This window comes from Brenneria izadpanahii (assembly GCF_017569925.1).
Taxonomy (GTDB): Bacteria; Pseudomonadota; Gammaproteobacteria; order Enterobacterales; family Enterobacteriaceae; genus Brenneria; species Brenneria izadpanahii.
Window position 1 is genome coordinate 1,850,870 of sequence record NZ_CP050854.1, and the last position, 16,873, is coordinate 1,867,742.

The 16,873-nt window shown below is 52.1% G+C and carries 13 protein-coding genes and 1 pseudogene; all 14 read right to left on the reverse strand.

Features of this window, described 5'->3' with window-relative positions:
• Positions 1-83: 83 nt before the first annotated feature.
• Positions 84-524 (reverse strand): T6SS amidase immunity protein Tai4 family protein, encoded by a 441-nt coding sequence (locus HC231_RS08220; protein WP_208230544.1) that lies wholly within the window; start codon positions 522-524, stop codon positions 84-86.
• A 374-nt stretch (positions 525-898) separates the two neighbouring features.
• Positions 899-2,398: a type VI secretion system contractile sheath large subunit gene (gene tssC / locus HC231_RS08225; RefSeq protein WP_208230545.1), complete on the reverse strand. Its 1,500-nt coding sequence runs from the start codon at positions 2,396-2,398 to the stop codon at positions 899-901.
• Between the two features lie 3 nt (positions 2,399-2,401).
• Complete coding sequence (gene tssB, locus HC231_RS08230) at positions 2,402-2,929, reverse strand: type VI secretion system contractile sheath small subunit (RefSeq protein WP_208230546.1); 528 nt, start codon at positions 2,927-2,929, stop codon at positions 2,402-2,404.
• Positions 2,930-3,006: 77 nt separating this feature from the next.
• The gene (gene tssA / locus HC231_RS08235; protein ID WP_208230547.1) at positions 3,007-4,020 is read right to left on the reverse strand and encodes a type VI secretion system protein TssA; all 1,014 of its coding nucleotides are present in this window, start codon (positions 4,018-4,020) and stop codon (positions 3,007-3,009) included.
• Between the two features lie 15 nt (positions 4,021-4,035).
• The gene (gene tagF, locus HC231_RS08240; RefSeq protein ID WP_208230548.1) at positions 4,036-4,743 is read right to left on the reverse strand and encodes a type VI secretion system-associated protein TagF; all 708 of its coding nucleotides are present in this window, start codon (positions 4,741-4,743) and stop codon (positions 4,036-4,038) included.
• Positions 4,744-4,760: 17 nt separating this feature from the next.
• The gene (gene tssM / locus HC231_RS08245; protein ID WP_208230549.1) at positions 4,761-8,378 is read right to left on the reverse strand and encodes a type VI secretion system membrane subunit TssM; all 3,618 of its coding nucleotides are present in this window, start codon (positions 8,376-8,378) and stop codon (positions 4,761-4,763) included.
• A gap of 2 nt (positions 8,379-8,380) precedes the next feature.
• Positions 8,381-9,619 (reverse strand): DotU family type VI secretion system protein, encoded by a 1,239-nt coding sequence (locus HC231_RS08250; RefSeq protein ID WP_208230550.1) that lies wholly within the window; start codon positions 9,617-9,619, stop codon positions 8,381-8,383.
• Positions 9,620-9,637: 18 nt separating this feature from the next.
• Positions 9,638-10,981 (reverse strand): type VI secretion system baseplate subunit TssK, encoded by a 1,344-nt coding sequence (gene tssK / locus HC231_RS08255; protein ID WP_208230551.1) that lies wholly within the window; start codon positions 10,979-10,981, stop codon positions 9,638-9,640.
• Between the two features lie 24 nt (positions 10,982-11,005).
• Positions 11,006-11,512, reverse strand: a complete 507-nt coding sequence (tssJ, locus tag HC231_RS08260) for a type VI secretion system lipoprotein TssJ (protein ID WP_208230552.1) — start codon at positions 11,510-11,512, stop codon at positions 11,006-11,008.
• Positions 11,513-11,537: 25 nt separating this feature from the next.
• Positions 11,538-12,037: pseudogene (locus HC231_RS08265) on the reverse strand (SH3 domain-containing protein).
• A gap of 1,129 nt (positions 12,038-13,166) precedes the next feature.
• The gene (locus tag HC231_RS08270) at positions 13,167-14,594 is read right to left on the reverse strand and encodes an MmgE/PrpD family protein (RefSeq protein ID WP_246494741.1); all 1,428 of its coding nucleotides are present in this window, start codon (positions 14,592-14,594) and stop codon (positions 13,167-13,169) included.
• Positions 14,595-14,605: 11 nt separating this feature from the next.
• Positions 14,606-15,283, reverse strand: coding sequence for an amino acid ABC transporter permease (locus HC231_RS08275; protein ID WP_208230554.1), 678 nt, complete (start codon positions 15,281-15,283; stop codon positions 14,606-14,608).
• On the reverse strand, positions 15,283-16,074 hold the full coding sequence (locus HC231_RS08280; protein WP_208230555.1) for an amino acid ABC transporter ATP-binding protein: 792 nt from the start codon (positions 16,072-16,074) through the stop codon (positions 15,283-15,285). The genes HC231_RS08275 and HC231_RS08280 overlap by 1 nt, the downstream gene beginning before the upstream one ends.
• The gene (locus HC231_RS08285; RefSeq protein WP_208230556.1) at positions 16,074-16,865 is read right to left on the reverse strand and encodes a substrate-binding periplasmic protein; all 792 of its coding nucleotides are present in this window, start codon (positions 16,863-16,865) and stop codon (positions 16,074-16,076) included. The genes HC231_RS08280 and HC231_RS08285 overlap by 1 nt, the downstream gene beginning before the upstream one ends.
• Between the last annotated feature and the right edge of the window lie 8 nt (positions 16,866-16,873).

Genomic DNA, 16,873 nt, shown 5'->3' on the forward strand with positions numbered 1-16,873 from the left:
AAGATTTAAATTATGATGTTTAATTATACCTATTCATACGTGATTTTTTAATTTATATCGATGTTGTTAATTTGACGTTTTTATTACGGATTATCCTGATACCAGGTATGGTCAGGATCGCCGTTAATAACCTCGCGAGATAATTTATCCAGCTCCGGGCTGTGATAAAGGCGAAGGCAGTTTAACGTGACGCCTTTGGTATCCGGGCCTACCTCGAGGTGTGCCGGATTATAGGTGGACTTGAATTTATCGATAAGCGCATTCACTTTCTGCTCGCCGTTTTCAGCATCAAAGGGCATCCATTCTTCCATCGCATTTGCTATTCTGGCCGCATCTAGAGAAAAGAGAGTGTCTTCTGTCGACACCTGTGAAATACACCGAGCTAAAGCCAGTTCTTTAACCACCTGTTGATAAGGCATTTTTTTTATAAAATCGACAGGATCAAAGGGTGTTTTACTAACGACCTGAAAAGATGCGCATAATAATCCAGATAACAGTAGTGAAAATGCGATTCGTCTTTTCATGGAAACTCCCCCAAAAATCGCCTTGTTTGTTGGATAATTAACATTGGTAACATTGAAGTAGCAATGATCGGAACAAAGGCTGTTATTCCATAACGTCGCATGCCATTGGCATCGCCCCAACCGGAAACTTCAAATAAGATCGTTCCATTCTGATTTTTAGCTGCTCAACAGGTAATTGCGAATTGCGTTTCACCATTCCGCTGATGGCGTTTTTCACTTTACCGATCGGAACGTTAGGATCATAGATCTGTTTTATTGCCGCCTACGCTGTAATAAAACCGGGTCTTATTCCCATCGTTTTTCGCGCCTACTTTATCTTGATCCAGGGGATAGGGTAGGAGCCGAATTAGTACAGCTCCGTAACCATTATTATATTACGCGTCTTTCGCCTTTAGTGATGGCAGCTTGGAAACCAGCCGCAAAGAAACGGTCAAGCCTTCCAACTGGTAATGCGGACGCAGGAAGAACTTGGCTGCATAGTAACCCGGACTGTCTTCAATTTCCTCCACCTGCACTTCGGCGGCGGCCAGCGGTTTACGGGATTTGGTTTCCTGAGAGGAGTTGGCTGGATCGCCGTCAACGTAGTTCATTACCCAGTCATTCAGCCAACGCTCCATTTCATCACGCTCACGGAAAGAACCAATCTTGTCGCGTACGATGCATTTGAGGTAGTGCGCAAAGCGACAGCAGGCGAACAAATAGGGTAGGCGTGCCGCCAGACGCGCGTTGGCTGTGGCGTCGGAGTCGAGGTATTCCGCCGGCTTCTGTAGTGACTGAGCGCCGATAAAGGCGGCAAAGTCCGAGTTTTTACGATGCACCAGCGGCATAAAGCCGTTCTTTGCCAGTTCCGCTTCACGACGATCGCTGATGGCGATTTCAGTCGGACATTTCATGTCTACGCCGCCGTCATCGCTTGGAAAAGTATGGCAGGGCAGGTTTTCCACCGAACCGCCTGATTCGACGCCGCGGATGGAAGTACACCAACCGAATTCTTTAAACGACCGGTTAATGTTGGCTGCCATCGCATAGGCGGCGTTAGTCCATGTGTAGTTGCTGTGGTTCGCGCTATCGGTTTCTTCTTCAAAATCGAAACTGTCAACAGGGTTGGTACGAACGCCATATGGCAGGCGCGCCAGAAAACGCGGCATCACCAGGCCAAGATATCGAGCGTCTTCGGACTCACGCAGGCTGCGCCAGGCTGCGTACTCGGTGTTTTGGAAAATTTTTGTCAGGTCACGCGGGTTCGCCAATTCCTGCCAGGATTCCATCTGCATGATGCTTGGGGCGGTACCGGCAATAAACGGGCAGTGACTCGCGGAACCAATACGCGCCATCTCGCCCAGTAATTCCACATCCTGCGGACTGTGGTCGAAATAGTAATCACCCACCAGGCAGCCAAATGGTTCGCCGCCGAACTGGCCGTATTCTTCTTCGTAGATTTTTTTGAAGATTGGGCTCTGATCCCAGCCTACGCCTTTGTGGCGTTTTAAGGTTCGGCCGAGTTCCTGCTTGGAGATGCTCATAAAGCGAATTTTTAACATCTCATCGGTTTCAGTATTACTGACCAGATAGTTCAGCCCCCGCCAGGCGCTTTCCAGTTTCTGGAACTCTTCGTGGTGGATAATCTGATTAACCTGTTGGGAAAGTTTCTCATCGATACCGGCAATCAGATTCTGAATAGTACGATAGACATCGGATGAAACGGTCACCGTATTTTCCAGCGCTTGTTGGGCCAGTGTTTTCACTGCGCTTTCTACTGCTGAACGTGCCTGATCTGTCTTCGGTCGAAACTCTTTATTAAGCAGTGTGCTGAACTCATCTTCACTGAATGTTTTCTGTGATGGCTGAGTCTGTGGTTGATAAGAATTGCTCATTGGTTACTCCTCATTACCTTTTTGCGTGTTATCACCGTTGGGCAACTGGCTCAGCGCTTTGAGCAGCGTCGGATCCTGAAGGACTTTGGTAATCAGTTCTTCCGCGCCGTTTTTGCCATCCATGTAGGTCAGTAGGTTGGAAAGCTGAGTACGAGCTTCGAGCAGTTTATTCAATGGCTCGACCTTGCGAGCTATGGCATCCGGCTGAAAATCCTCCATGCTTTCAAAGGTCAGTTCGACGTTAATCTTGCCATCTTCTGTCAACGTATTATCGACCTGGTAAGCGACGCGCGGTTTTAATGCCTTCATGCGTTCGTCAAAATTATCTATATCAATATCAAGGAACTTGCGTTCATCAATCGATGGCAGCGGGTCGACGGGCTTTCCTGCCAGATCGGCCATGACGCCCATGACAAACGGCAGTTGAATTTTGCGTTCCGCGCCGTAAATCTCTACGTCGTACTCAATTTGTACGCGTGGCGCGCGATTTCGGGCGATAAATTTTTGCCCACTGGATTTATTGATTGGCATGATGTTCTCCATTGGATATGCGCGTTGAAAGTCTGGCGGCAGGCGTCAACGCCTACCGCCATTACGGGCGGACGCAGCTATTCGCGGCGTCCAAAGATATTTTCCAGTTGATTGACACCGTCCGGCGCCAGGTCGCGAATAATGTCCATAAAGTTCATTTCAATTAGCCGCTGCACGCGCTCGATAATCTGCGGGGCAGGGTGGCTGGGTTCGTGCAGGACAAAGTACTGTTTCACTTTCTCCAGCATCAATTGCGCATCCTCTCGGGAGCGAACCTGCGCGGAACGCCAGTCTCCTTCTCCAAGCGGGACGGAAACGGTCGCGGCAGGTTGAGTTTCCTGTTTCATCTCCGGCCCCCTTGTAGGGATTAAGGTCGAGATATCGGTAGTCTGACAAGAAGCGGCGATAGTACTGACGAGTTTTCTCAATTGTTCCATCTCTGGGACTCCGGTCTCGCCCAAACGCTCGGTAAGTATCTCGCAAATGGTCTTAAGCCGTTCATCGATCAACTGGATGGCTTCGATGCCCGGCTGGTTGCTGCTGGCCAGCTCATCCAACAGGCGTGCCCGCCCACCAGGGTAGTCGGGGCATTCGGTTTTGCTACCGTCGAGCAATGACAGGGCGTCACGCAGGGTGATTTCATCCGCGGCGTTGCGCAGCAGCTTGGCCTGGCGCAGCGTGGCTGTTAATGCCGATTTGTCGCTAAGCGCGGCTAGCGCATTGATGCGGTAAAAAGGATCGCGTTCACCGTACTCTTCCAACTGCGGATAGAGCGTTTCCCAGTAGAGTAATAACGCCTTCTGGATAAGTAGTAATCCGTCGGCGTAACCGGGCAGACCGCGGCGTTTTGTCCAGGCATGGGTCAATGTGAGCATGACCCGTAAATCTTTAGTACGCGAGAGCAGAGAGATGGCGAGCTTCTCAACTTTAGTCCAGTCAGCGGGTTCTGCCGGGATAATAGTATCGCCGAATTGCTGCTCGGTTTTACCCTGACTAGCCTGTTCCATGGCTTGAAAGTCGGCATCGTATTCAAGATTTTCCCCACACGGTTTTTCCGCTGTCACCGGGGTGAGAAAAGTTTCAATATCCATTCGCACTCCTGCGGTTTATTCAAACATTGGTGGATAGAGTCCATGACGGCCGGGCCGGGCGCCGCCGGCGGGGTCGAATAATAGTGAAAAGAGTTGTCCGGTGAAGTTGCCGCTATGGACATGGGTATAGAGCGGATAGCCGTCGCTGCGGTTAGTCCACCAGAAACTGGTCTGGCGCTGCGGGTCAAAACAGTCGCTGGCCTGACACCAACTCAGATTGGCGGGGGGAGATTCATAGCCGATAACATCCAGAATCTCTGAACGAGACTCCTGTTTGGGGATGGTCGGTGCCGGGATGGCAAGCAGCGTTCGGTCAAGTTGTTCGGCTGAATAGACATTATGTACGGCATGGAGGAGGGTACGTCCCAGTTGCTGATACCAATCGCCAGCCATTGCCAGTATCTGAGGTGACCATTCCGCGGGATTAAAAGCACACAGCGCACACACTGGATATTGACGGCCTACGCTGTCGCGGCCGGGCAATAGGCAGCCTATCTGTACCTGCTGGCCGCCGAGCATTGGCGGCACCACGAAATTCCACACCGGCGCGTTGCCGAATTGGCGGCTGCCGGCGGCGCGTTCTTCGTCTTTTCGCCAGTTCATCAGTCCTATCTGAAACCAGTGAGACCACTGGCGCAATAGCGCATCGGGGAACCGGCGCTGTAAGAAGTCGCCGGCACTGGGTAATTTTCCGTACCAGCTAATCACAGGATAGTTACTCATAGTCCGTTCCTTTGCGGTTATGGGCATACGAAACCGGGAAGCTGGAAGGGGTTGCGGATGCTGTTTGGTACAAATTCCAGCGTTACCTGATGTCCGTCAACCGTGAAAGTGGCCTGACGGCTAAGATTGTTGCCAGGTGTGATACGTGCGCGGTCGAAGAAACGGTTCAGTGCCCAGGAGCCATTGGTTACCAGCGTTGAGGTCGTCCCATTGGTGAGCCCCAACTGCATCCGTACCTGGTTGGTTCCGCCCGGCCCGGGCCAGCTTACCAACTGAACCGCCTGCGGGCCATGGCTGTAGCGCAACTGTTGACCATCCACATCCAGCGTCAGATTAAGAATGGTATTATCCATACGAACTGTGCGCACGGTGACCCGATAGGATGGTGTGGCCGTACCGTTGGCGAAAAAAGCGTCGCGAATAGATTGCGCCTGCTGGAATGGGCGCAATAGGTTTTCACTGCCGGGCAGCGTTTTGCCATCAATACCTGGTGTAAAGCGCCAGCTCTGCTGGGTGGTATCGACCTTGTTGGTTAGGTTGTCGCGAAAAAAGGAGTCCATCAATCCGGTTCCCGGCGCAAACATGCGCGCCAAATCGTCCGGCGTTACGTCATTGTTGGCTGAGCGAACCAACGGGTAGCGCCCGGCAATAGCCTGACGACAGAAGCTGCCTACTTCAACGCTGATACGTTTACGGATATTTTCAAGATTCCGGCGCTGAGTATCGCTGCTTGCTCCGACCGCCATGCTGCTGAACATTCCCTGCAACTCGCTTGGCAGACGACCTGCGCTGGCCTGTAAATTGCTGATGGCGTCATTTCCTGGCGCATTCAGCCCGCTGTTCGCCGCGTCCTGGACGGCGGTAAGGTAGCGGTAAAGATCGTCGACCTGCTTGAGAAAATCGTCGAATACGATAGTTTTGCTGCCTTTCTCCAGTGGTTTTGCCAGTTCAATTATCGGGGCATAGTGATCGGTGACCAGCTGCTCCGGCGTTTGTGCGCCAGCAGCGGCTATCGGCGTATTGTCGTGATTGTTAAACAACGTTTCCAGAGTACGAGAGGGGGTATTGCTGTTTTGCAAGGATGGATCCTGTTCCGCCTCGTTTGTCGTTGTACGAGCAACCGTCAACACTTTGCCGAGGTTGATGACCAACCTGCGTAGCGGTGAGTTATTGCTGGAAATCAGCCGAATAGTATTGATACGCTGCGAGAGGTCGGAACTATTATTGAGCTGAATATCGGCTAGGAAACTGTCCCAGTTGACGATGAAGTCCCGCATATAAAGCTGGCGGACTGCGCTATCGGTTTGCTGCTTATCTTCCTGTAGCTCATTCATGCCCAGCACCCAGATGTCGTCCTTACGTAAAGCGGCGATTACGCTGTCGATCTGGCCGTTGAAGCTGTTCCAGTAGCCATCGGGCGTATATAGGCCCGGTACGCCGTCACTGATGGGTTTGCCGCTTTTTCGGGAAAATGCCAATTCACTTTGCGGACCGGCGAGCGTTGTCAAAGAAACTGGGCGTAGGCTTTCATCATGTACCAGTAAACGCTTCAGGCGACCGTATACGCGAGTCGACAACGGATTCTGCTTGATAAGCGCCTGGTGGCGACTGATTAATGCCTCTTCTTTAGCATAAGGCGATGACTGAATCTGCGGCTCCAGCAATTGCGCTAGGTGCTGCTCCAATTGGCTAAGCTGCGCTTGGGTCACATTTTGCGGCAGATTGCGCCGCAGATTGAGCATTACCCAAGAATGCAGAAATTTGCCGTCATAATGTTTAGGCTGGTAAAGCATTTGGTAGGCTTTGAGCGCTTCGTAACTGTATTCCACGTCGCTGCCGTTGTCGTTACGCAACCAGGCGGTGATGTGTTGAGTAACCGCCGGCAGCAGTAACTGCTGTAAAGATTTTTGGTAGAGAGACTGTGACGCATTGCTGATGTCATCGCCTCGATACAATCCCATACGTCGAGTTAGCGGAGGATCGTTAACGTTGAACGCCGTACTTGCTGGAAGATCGATGAGGCTGTTGAGAAGCGGTAGCAAATTGAACAGATCCTGTTGATTATGTTCCTGGAGCATCTTGCTCTGCTGCGCGACTTCCGGAATTTTTGCTTGAACTTCGTCAAGATAGTTATTGTTTTGCTTGTAACTGATTAGCCACAGGGCGCCGCTCACGACCAGCAGCGTCAGAAGCGCTGCATAACCGAACCAGATAATCGCGTGACTGCGTAATTCCCACCAGCGATTTTGCCCCGCGATACCAGCCTCTTGAAAAATGACGTTTTGTAGCAGGTTTTTAATAAAGAAGCTCTGCCCCTTGCCAGCAGGTATGGGCGCTTCTTTGTTGACGGAATCCCAATTGTCGCCATCCGTGTTGTTTGCCGGTAGTGAAAGGGCGCGGTTGAGTTCGCCCATCACACGGTCAAACGGTAGCCCTTCCTGAGTTCCGCTTGCCAAATAGATCCCGCGTGGTGAGAATTCGGTTTCAAAATTAGAACGCGCAAATACGGTGTTTAGGTAGTCTGTGAGCAATGGACGCAGAGCGGCGAACTCTTGCGGGAAGAGGAACATCTCTGCTCGTGTTTTGGTATCTCGTTCTTGGAGTAGATTATCCGGCAGGCCGGCATCCAGGCGCTGTTGCAGCAGCGAAAACTCCTGCATGAAAGCGCCCATGAAATCAAAATCGGCCTGCTTTGAGCGTTCCCACGGGAAAGTAAAGCCCCAGATTTGATCACGCTGTGTTTTATCAAAACTCGCGAAATAAGACCGGAAACCTTTCAGTAGGTCTGCTTTGGTGACCAATACGTAAACCGGGAAACGAATACCCAACTGTTCGTGTAATTCCTGTAAGCGTTGACGGAGGTTTAGCGCTTGTTGCTGAGATGCTTCCAGCGATTGGGTGAGTAGATCGGAAACGCTTATCGTGATAATGACGCCGTTAATCGGCTGGCGGCGTCGGTATTTGCGCAACAGTTCGATAAAGCGTAACCATTCACCGGCATCCTGAGTTTGTTCACTTTCCTGAGTGGTGTAACGCCCTGCGGTATCTAATAAAACCGCTTCGTTGGTGAACCACCAGTCACAGTTACGCGTACCGCCTATTCCGCGTAGTGCAGTTTTGCCAAAACGGTCTGCCAGCGGGAACTGCAAGCCGGAATTCATTAATGCGGTTGTTTTACCAGATCCTGGCGCGCCGATAATCACATACCAGGGTAATTGATAGAGATACTGATTGCTGAAGCGCTGAGTCCACTGAGCGCCACGCTGTGACGTGTTGTTGAAGTGCGCTTTTTTCAGGATCTCCGCCGCCTCATCAAATCGTTCGGCCAGGATCTGATCTGTATTATTAAGTGGCGCGCGCGCGCCTTTTGGCTGCTCAGGCTGTGCGTCGTTGAGGTTATCCATGAGGCGGCGGTTGAGCCATGCTCTGTAGATGCGCGGCACGACGTGAGCGTGAACCCAAATGAGATAGATCACCAAGATACCGATAATACGGTTCTGCACGGATTCCAGAGGACGGATATCGGCAATAGAAAGCAACGGGCCAATCATCCAGACTACCGCAGCTAGCGCCGTGGCGCCCATAAAGCCCCAGAGGATACGGTTAGTAATTATTGAAACGAGAATATTCAGCATCCTTAATTTCCTTGCACTAATCCGTTCAGCTCGGCCTGAGTGTTTTCAGCCGATACCAGCAGGGTGATTTCCACTCGGCGGTTACGTGCGCGGTTTTCAGCGGAATCGTTCGGGGCGACCGGGTTCATCTCGCCACGTCCCTCGGCCTTTACACGATCAGGGTGTGAAAGATGTTTTTGCAGCATTTTCAGCACTGACTCGGCGCGGGAAAGCGACAATTCGTAGTTTGAAGCGAAACGCGCACTGCGGATGGGCACGTTATCACTGTAACCAACCACCAGAATTTTGCCGCTGACGTTGTTCATCGCCTGGGCGATACGATAAATCACCGGTTCGTAGCGATCGCGCACCACGGTGGACGCCGAGGCAAAAAGTCCGTCGCCTTTCAGAATGACCACGCTGCGATCTGATTCATCGCGCACTGCCACCAGCCCCGCATCAATTTCCGGACGCAGGAAACCGCGCAGATCCAACACGGCGGGCAACGGTTCTACAGGGCGTTGAATGCTCACTTCCGGAAGCCTTGTCTGATAAATACTCGCCAACACAGGATTTGTTTTATCGCTCAGACGCCAGTTAAGACTGATGTAGAACAGACAACCCAAAAAACCGGCCAGCGTGACGCAGGTCCAGAGCGGTACTACCGGTCTCCATAGTTTACGTATTACAGGCTGATCTTCCGGATGCGGCGAAAGGTACGGGGAGTAACTACCGCGAACGCCACGAATCATCTGCCACAGACGCTGTTTAATGGTGTCCAATTGGGTGCGGCCGTTATCCATTACGCGGTAACGGCCTTCAAAACCAAGGAGCAGACAATAGTTGATAAGCTCCAGTAGCAAGATATGTTCACGCGGATTTTGTGAAAGACGAGCCAGCAACTGGAAGAATTTTTCCCCGCCCCAGGTTTCATTGTGGAAGGTCACCAGCAGGCCACTGCCGGACCAGACTCCGCGGCTGCCCCACGGCGTAAGCGCGGCTGCTTCATCTAGCGCGGTACACAGACAATAGCGTGCGCCGATGATGACTTCGTAAGGAAGCTTCGCTTGTTGGCAGCGTACCTCGAAGCGGCGGATTTCATCAATCAATCGCTGGCGTAAGCCGCTCAGGTCGTCATGTGAAACAGAGTGGCGAATCTGATGGATAGCATTAAGTAGCGGGTTGGCAGCCGCAACCAAGGGATTGCCGCCGCTCTCTCCGGAAAAAATAGTGTTTCCGCCGGTAGATTGTCGTTCCTGCATAGTGAGCTCTCGTCCTCATTATTCCGATAGGCCGCGTATGGCCCAGAACTCCATATCCAGTCCGGGAAATTCACCGGCGAGATGTAGCGCAAATGCGCCGGATTTTTCCATCTCTTTCCAGAGTTCACCGCCTTTTTCCAGTTCAAAATAGCTGTAACCAGCATGCCACGGGATTTGCGGGGGAGCTATCGGCATGGCGCGCAGCACCATGCCCGGTAATTGAAGCTGTACCAGATCGCGAATTTTGGTGACCGGTGCGACTTTCATTTGTGCCGGGAAGTGAGTTTGCAGCATTTCACCTGGCACGCTGGCTTTAACCGCTAGCACGAAACCAAATTCCCGTGCCATGCTGCTTTCTGGCATCGTCGCTATGTTGAGACCATGGGAGCGTTCAGTGAGCGTGAGTTGGATAGCACTCTCTTCCATTACCAGCGACAGACCTTGGCGCAGCACCAGCATTAGTTTGCTAAAGCAGACAGCCAGATTGTTATGATCGTAATTCGGCAGGGAGGCGCCAGGTATACGCTGAGGCAGCCAGGTAGTAAGTTCAGTGGCTAGGGGCAGCCAATCGCGCCACAGTGATTCAGGGTGAAGTAGGGGCAGTGTAAGCAGATGTGTGATATGACCTATGTGGTGATTGATTAAGGCCAGCAGCATGAACTCAACCATTTCGGAGGTATTAAAACGCCCCGGCTGACGTAGCCGCTGGCTCATCTGCTGGCTGCGCTGCTGTAGCAATCCCCGCATATCGTTGAGTAGGCCATAGAGCTGTTCGCTATTGATGGCGTTGAGCATTGGGGGAATGTAGTTGGCATCCAGACGTACCTGGTTGTCATTGCGTTTTTCAATCACTTCGGCCACGCCGATGGCGGTCCACTCGGCGGTTAGCTCGCTTTCCAGCATCAGCTTCAATCGCAGTCTGCCGAACTGGAGCGCCGCCGAGCCTATTGAGATGGCGTTATCGTCATCCACCTCTTCTTCAAAAGCAACATAGCGGGCAAGGGAATCAGCCGATTCACTGAAAATCACCTCTTCACGCCCGGCTCGCCGGGCGGGCAGCGCAAGCACGACTCGGGCATTGGTCAGGTTATCAGGAATTTCCATTGGCGCTGGCCCGTATCGCGCATCGCGAAAGGAAAAGGGGGTTCCATCCGGTAGTAAACCGCTGGCGTAACTTAGCGCAATACATCCCTGACGCAACATCGCCTCATCGAACTCCAGATCGAGAAATCCCCAGAGGTAAGGGCGCTGTAAATTTCCCCATTCCCGGATGTGGCTTTGCAGGAAGCTTTCTGTTCTCTGAAAATGATGAGGGCGCAGAAACATCCCTTCGCTCCAGACCACTTTTTCTGCTTTATTCATACTGATTTCCTGTTGGATCTTCCGTTACTCGTTGACGACGCGAATCCCATCAATATCGAGAAAAACACTGGCTTTGAGTTCGTTAGACGACCATTTCCAGAATTTATAGAAGCTGTCTTTATTTGTGGTGGGAAGAGGAAGAGATATTCGCCACTTTTTGCCATCGAGTACCTGGTATTCCGCCATGATGCCAATGTAGCGTGCATCCGCTGGGGTTTGACCGGTAGGCGTTCTATTGAGCTGTCCTGGCATCAGGAAAAATTCATCAGCGTTAAGCAGGTTGGCGCCGAGGACTGTCTGAGCGTTATTTTGCAGCGAGTAGAAATCTGCTGACATAAAGTCGGCATCGGATTTCAGTAACAAAACTCTGACCTTTAGCGGCGCAGCGTCGTTAATATTCGGATGCGCATAAAAGTTCAGAATGTAAGTGGAAGGTTCGCTGTGTGAAGACGAAGCACAACCGCTCAGCAGAGTGAGAGCGGCTATGAAAAACACCAGTAGGGACTGGTATAAAACCGGTTTTTTTTTCATGTTGTGTTGTTAGGTTGACGCGAAATTAGTCGATAATCCAGGTTCCGCTGTTGGTATTCTGGCAAGCTTTGCTACTGCCATCCACCGATACACAGGTTGGTTTCTGCGCTTTACGACGCGGTGTACGTCTCCTGTCTTTTTTCAACGTCTCTTCATACAGTTCGCTTTTTACCGCGGCCTGAGGTGGAACGTAACCAATCAGTTCCTCTTTTCCCGGTTCGGCAATTGCAAGCCAGGCGTTTTCTACCTGTCCAAGTACGTTGTAGGTATTGCTGTTTTCAAGATGACGAATCACCTTACCGCCAAAATCGGGCTGGCTCATGACCGACGCGGGGTAAAGGGCCCGGTATTCCTGGTTGATAGGTTGGAACTCTTGAGGGGGGGTGATGGCATGACGATGCACTAACGTAACGCCATTCACTTCATTGGTCACGATCGTGTCATCAGTTAATTCGGGTGGGGGGGAGCTTTGCAACTAGCAAGGCCGAGGGCAGAAAGAAGGACTAATACGATTCGCATATTCATCATGATGTTCCTTTGCAAATAGTTTGTACTTATTGAAACAAATTACTGGATGTTTACTGGACGATATTATTGAATTGCTCGTTTAATAACTGTATTCCTGGACAGTCATTTTAATTAAGACATAGCTACCGCACGAGCTTTACGTGGCGTAAAGCCGAGTTTGTTATTTGCGGTTGTCAAAACTTAATGGCGTGATTCTACATAGACTAGCTAACAATTCAATATTGTTCTTGTTACATAAAAAGACACTAATTATATGGAATGCTCAAAAAATGATGAGTTCCCCGGCGTTATTTATAACCTAAGTAAAACTCGGTATTGGTGGTTATTATGTGGATTGTGAGTTAATTATATGATTTTTTAATGAGTTTTACCTTCTTCCCACCTCATTTTCTAACGCTGAGAGGGGGCCAGAATGTTCTGGCATTTATGAGATCAAGATTAATCTTAAAATGCTAATGGCATAGCATGATGATACCGGGGTCATCCTTATCGTATATGGTTGTATATTCAACATGTTGTTTCCAACCAGCAATTGTATTCACATTCTATCCATGACTACATATAGCGGGGTAGGTTTCTTACTCTTCTTGTTATGGCATTAGTGCGCTTATGCAGAGTTTGCGCCATACCAAAGAATGTCTGCTTTTATTTATGGGAAATATCAACGCTACCGGTCAGGGCTAAAGCTCATTAGTTTATGAGCGAAATCATTATCATGATAATAATGTTCTTATTTAATTATTCCTATTTGAAATAAACGCGCATAGCTAGGTGTGTTTCTATGTCAATTTTCGATTAAAGTAGACGATCTCAATAAATCAGAATTTTTAACTGAATTAATCGATATTGCTCTATGATTATTCCTCCAATTTATATGAGATTATTTAAAATAAAATGATAATCATGATAAACATATTCTATATTAATGAGTCCGACTGTATCAGTTGGGGGCTATGTGGATAAACAACTCCATTGCTTATCCTCTGTTTGTTCAGGTTCTCCGCCGGAACGGCTTTTAAGGTTGTGGTTATCAGAGCGATCGTTATTGTGCCGATCGTACTCTGATCCGGCTGCGTCCCGTAGCGGATTGATATGACGAACGCATCCATCAACAGCATAACGATATTCAAAGGTTGGAATGGGCTTTCCGATAGCAAGAGGGAAAACCCTGTCCCGCCAGTTCCGCAGCCGAAGAGTACGCTACGGCCCAATCCTCCTGCATCACTCGGCTAATCAGTTGTTCAACCTCAACGCTATGCCCGGTCAAATTCCGGCGCGCCTTGGCGATAATTTCCGCGTCGGTAATCGGGCGTTCGGCGCTGCCCAGCGGTTTATAACGTTCGCGCACCGCGCTGTCGCCATTGCGATGCCTGACCACCACGCGTGCGCCGGGCTGGCGCGCCGGGCCGCACATGCGCTGTTCAAACTCAGGATTGAGGATGGCGGTCACTTTATCGGCCAGCGCCAGCATCTTCTCACTACACATGCTCTGTTCCGTATACCATTCCGCGCCGGGCGGCAGGCCCGATGCCACTGCCGCCAGCGTCCACGGCAGACTAAACTGCGCATCAATCACCGTGCTCGGGCGGTAATCCATCATATCGTTGACCAAGCGGGAAAAGGTATGTACCTCGATGGCGTGAAAATCTTCCGCCCGCCAGCCTGTCTCCTGCATGATGTCTTCCATGCTTTCCAGCGCGCAGGCCAGCCAGCGACAGGCGGGATAGCGTTTAAAGCTGCCGTAGCCGGCGTACCAATGGTTGCCGAGATTGGCCGTCAGGATATCAGGCGCGAATCGGTCGGAGCCGATCATCCGCCAGTAACCCTGTTCGCCGTCCAGTACGTTAAGACTGCCGCTCAGGCCCAGTTGCGCCATAATTACCGCTTGAATACCTGCCTGAGCCGCCGGGGCCACGGCATCCTTCAGCGCCAGCAACGGCCGTTGCCGCCAGTTGTACTGATGCAGGCTGGGCAGGGGGGTTAGCGCGGCGGCCAGGCCGACGGCATGATGCAACCGTTCTGGATTGAGTTCCAGTAGCCGACCGGCCACCAATGCCGCGCCGATCGCCTGATGCTGCGCAACGCCGTAAACCTGACCGAAACGCTGCTCCGAGGGTTGGATAGCGTGGATCAGGCGATTGTTCACCTCAAAGCCGGCGGTCAGCGCGGCGATCAGCGACTGCTGCGTCACGGCCTTAGGGCTGAGATCGAGAGCGGCCATCGCCGCGGCGACCAGCGTGGAGCCGGGATGACCAAGACCTTTACCGTCGATCTCTACGCCGTCATCGTGATCGAGACCGTTAATGATGGCAGCGTTGCTGAAAGCGGCGCCGAGCGGGCTGAAGCCGGGCCGACCGAAGACATAGCAGTCGCCTCTTCCGGCGAATAGTCGGGCGGCGCGGATAACCGGTTCGCTGACGCGATGGTTGCCGGCTGCCCAGCCGCAGGCGAGGGCGTCCAGTAAGTGCAACCTGACTTTGTGGCGGATGGCGTCGGGGATATTCTGTGCGCTCAGCGTGCCGGCAAAATTTACCAACTGGCGTGTGGCGGTCATGTTCATGGTTATCAACGTTTAAAATAGCGGGTGCGGATCCGGCGTTCGGCATAGCTGGCCAGCAGTGACAGCGGAAGGATGGTGACGACGAAAAACAGTGCGACAAAGGTCAGCGTCTCCAGCGGCCGAAAAGTGGCGGTACTCAAACGCTGCCCCTGATAGAGGATCTCGCCGGTGGCGATATAGCTCGCCAGCACCGAGTTTTTTATCGACATCACGCACTGGCCGACAAACGCCGGCAGGATACGCAGAAAGGCTACCGGACCGGTAATGCGCACCAGCACTTTGAACGGCGACATCCCCACCGACAGCCCGGCTTCGATCAGACCATGATCGACGGATTGCAGGCCGGAACGGAAGATCTCGGCAAAAAAAACGCTGCCATATAGCGAGATGGCCAGTACGCAGGTTAAGTAAGAGGATAAGGTCAGCCCGAACAAGATAGGCAGGCAATAGTAGGCCCAGACGATCAGCACCAGCGGCGGAATCGACCGCACCACCTCGATCAGCCCCTGGGCGGGCAGGCGAATCACTGTCCTGGCCGAGCCGCGTAACGGCGCAAGCAGGGCGCCGCCGAGAATGCTTAAGGTGACCGAAGCCAGAACGATTTGAAAGGTGGTGAATATGCCGTCCAGCAAAATGGCGCGATATTGCCAGAGTATTGAGAAATCCCAATGATAAACCGGCATCAGACCCGATCCCCCGCCGTCACGCCGGACAGCGTCATAAAGTGACGTATTTGCGCATTTTCAGGGCGTGACCAGATCTCCCGCGGAATGGCTTCATCCACCAGCCTGCCGTTATCCATCAGCAGCAGACGACTGCAGACCTGCAAGGCAAAGCGCATTTCATGGGTGACCACCAACATGGTGGTGCCACTGGCGGCCAGCTCGGAAATCACCGCCAGCACCTCACCAACCGATTCCGGATCCAGCGCCGAGGTGGGTTCATCAAGCAGGATCACCCGTGGCTCCATCGCCAGCGCTCGGGCGATCGACACGCGCTGCTGCTGACCGCCGGAAAGCTGGACGGGAAAATCACCGGCCTTCGCCGTCAGCCCCATGCGTTCCAGCAGCGCCATCGCCTTTTCTATCGCCGTTTTACGCGGAACGCCGAGCACTTGCACCGGCCCTTCAATAATATTCTGCAGCACGCTGCGGTGCGGCCACAGATTGAAGTGCTGGAACACCATCGTCATCGCCGCGCGTTGCCGGGCCAGCGTGTGCCGCTTTACCGGCTTTCGCTGCGCGCCATAAAAGCCGATCTCTTCATTATCCAGCCAGATATGCCCGCTGTCCGGCAGCTCCAGCATATTCAGGCAGCGCAGCAAAGTGGATTTACCGGCGCCGCTGCGGCCAATGATGCCTATCACCTCCGAAGGGTGAACCTCGAAGGAGATGTCATCAATGATTTTAGCGCCTGAGAATGATTTGCTGAGAGCGTCTATTTTCAGTAATGGTAGAGAAACCTGTGCGCTCATTACTGCTGGCTCACCGGATGAGTATATTTTTTCCAGATGCTTTTCAGCGTACCGTCTTTATCCAACTGCTCCAGCCGACCGTCGAGCCACGCCTGCAACTGCGGGCGATTTTTACGCAGGCCAATATTGGTCGGCTGTTCTTTGACCGGCTGCGGAATAACCATGGTGCCTTGATGGCGCTTCTGAATATATTGCGACATCTGGATATCGTTAGTGACGATGGCATCGGCACGGCCGCTTTCCATCTGTAGCTGCATATTGTCGCTGTCCGGCACAATAATCCACTGCGCCTTATCCAACTGCGGCTGCAGCAGCGTCACCGCCGCCGATCCGTCAATAGCCGCGAGTTTGGTCTGCGGGTTATTTATCGTCCCCCACTGGTCAAACTTTTTGGTCTCTTCCGACAGCGTCAGCACGCCCATCTGATGCGATCCCATCGGACGGGTAAAATCGGCGGCTTTGGCTCTTTCCGGGGTCTTATTAAAGCCACCGAGAATATCGAAGCGGTTAGACTGCAGGCCAGCCACGGCGGTGCCCCACTGGGTGTCGACGTATTCGATTTTAATATCGGTATCTTTGAATATTGCCTGTACCACGTCCGGCACCAGCCCGGTCCACTGATTGGTCAGCAGATCTTTCTGATACCACGGCGGCGCGTTAACCGCGCCGACGCGGATAACATGATCCGGCAGAATCGTATTAATATCATCTGCGGCATGCGCCGGAACCTGTGTAAAAAGCCCTGGTATCAGCAATAACGCCGACATCAAACGTGATGTGAAAAATTTCATTTTATGCC